Here is a 2,348-nt window from a genome sequence, read left to right on the forward strand (position 1 = left end):
CAAGCTGCTTCCTGTTACCGTTCGACTTGCATGTGTTAGGCCTGCCGCCAGCGTTCAATCTGAGCCATGATCAAACTCTTCAATTTAAGTTTGATGCTCGTGAATTAAACTTCGTAATGAATTACGTGTTCACTCAGAGACTTGGTATTCATTTTTCGTCCGAGGACGTTAAGAATCCATGTCACTTTGAGTGCCCACACAGATTGTCTGATAAATTGTTAAAGAGCAGTGCCGCTACGTTTTCGCTGCGGCGCGGGGTGTGCATATTACGCTTTCCCGCTTCAGAGTCAAGCGTTTATTTTGCTTTTCTCTGCTGACCCGGCGGCGTGCGTGCCGTTGTTCCGTGTCAGTGGAGGCGCATTATAGGGAGTTATTCTGAGGCTGCAAGTGCAAAGTGAAAATTATTTACTGACTGCTCACTTTCCAGGCAAAACACATCTCAGACCTTAATTCTTGCCTGGTTTTTAAACAAAAACGAGCCGCAAGCGGCCCGTTTTTGCGTTTTGTGACTTACTGCACTGCCACAATTCGGTCTTCGTTGGCTTCCAGACGGATAACTTTGCCCGGAACCAGCTCCCCGGAGAGGATTTGCTGCGCCAGCGGGTTTTCGATCTGCTGCTGGATTGCACGTTTTAACGGACGCGCGCCATAAACAGGATCGTAACCATTCTCGCTCAGCAGTTTCAGCGCATCATCCGAGATGTGGATTTCATACCCACGCTCTTCCAGACGCTTGTACAGACGCTGCAACTGGATCTGCGCAATCGACGCAATGTGTTTCTCACCCAGCGGATGGAACACGACCACTTCATCAATACGGTTGATGAACTCCGGACGGAAGTTTTGGCTGACCACACCCAGCACCAGATCTTTCATATGGCTGTAATCCAGCTCACCGAAGCGTTCCTGAATCAAATCGGAACCCAGGTTCGAGGTCATGATCACCACCGTGTTACGGAAATCGACCGTTCTTCCCTGCCCGTCCGTCAGGCGTCCATCATCCAGCACCTGCAACAGAATGTTAAACACGTCAGGATGAGCCTTTTCCACTTCATCCAGCAGGATGACGGAATAAGGACGACGACGAACCGCTTCCGTCAGGTAACCGCCCTCTTCATAACCGACATATCCCGGAGGCGCACCGACCAGACGCGAGACAGAGTGTTTCTCCATAAACTCGGACATATCGATACGCACCATCGCGTCATCGCTGTCGAACATAAAGTTAGCCAGCGCTTTACACAGCTCGGTTTTACCGACACCGGTTGGCCCCAGGAACAGGAACGAGCCGATGGGACGATTCGGATCGGACAGCCCCGCACGGCTACGACGAATGGCGTTAGATACCGCTTCGACCGCTTCGTTCTGGCCAATGACGCGCTGATGCAGATCCTGCTCCATACGCAGCAGTTTTTCGCGTTCACTTTCCATCATGCGAGCTACAGGAATCCCCGTCCAGCGCGCCAGCACTTCGGCAATCTCGGCGTCCGTCACTTTATTACGCAACAGACGCATAGTTTTGCCTTCCGACTGCGTGGCGATCTCAAGCTGTTTTTCCAGCTCAGGGATCTTGCCGTACTGTAGCTCGGACATCCGCGCCAGGTCCCCTACGCGACGCGCCTGCTCAATGGCAATTTTCGCCTGCTCCAGCTCCGCCTTGATTGTCTGGGTGCCAGAGAGGGAGGCTTTCTCAGCTTTCCACTCTTCTTCCAGCTCAGAATACTGACGCTCTTTCTCATCCAGCTCTTCGTTGAGCATATCGAGGCGTTTCTTACTCGCTTCATCAGACTCTTTGTTCAATGCCTGCTGTTCCAGCTTGAGCTGAATAATGCGGCGATCGAGTCGGTCCAGCTCTTCCGGTTTCGAGTCAATCTGCATACGGATGCTGGACGCCGCTTCATCGATAAGGTCGATGGCTTTATCCGGCAACTGACGGTCGGCAATGTAACGATGCGAAAGCGTCGCCGCCGCAACGATGGCCGGGTCAGTGATCTGCACATGATGGTGCAGCTCATAACGCTCTTTCAGACCACGCAAAATCGCGATGGTATCTTCAACGCTTGGTTCTGCGACAAACACCTTCTGGAAGCGTCGCTCCAGCGCGGCATCTTTTTCAATGTACTGACGATACTCGTCCAGCGTAGTGGCACCGACGCAGTGAAGTTCACCACGTGCCAGCGCAGGTTTCAGCATGTTCCCTGCATCCATTGCGCCGTCAGCTTTACCTGCCCCCACCATAGTGTGCAGTTCGTCAATAAACAGGATGACGTTGCCTTCCTGTTTCGCCAGATCGTTCAGCACGCCTTTCAGACGCTCTTCAAATTCACCGCGGTATTTCGCCCCGGCCA

At 52.7% G+C, this 2,348-nt stretch carries 1 protein-coding gene and 1 rRNA gene; both read right to left on the bottom strand.

Annotation, left to right across the window (positions count from 1 at the left end; translation table 11 throughout):
• Positions 1 to 86, bottom strand: a 16S ribosomal RNA gene (locus HP459_RS22460); the annotation flags it as partial.
• Between the two features lie 424 nt (positions 87 to 510).
• Positions 511 to 2,348: AAA family ATPase (locus tag HP459_RS22465; protein WP_171936879.1), on the bottom strand; the 1,838-nt coding region annotated here is incomplete at its 5' end.

The sequence above is a fragment of the Enterobacter sp. CM29 genome (assembly GCF_013179605.1).
Classification (GTDB): Bacteria; Pseudomonadota; Gammaproteobacteria; order Enterobacterales; family Enterobacteriaceae; genus Enterobacter; species Enterobacter intestinihominis.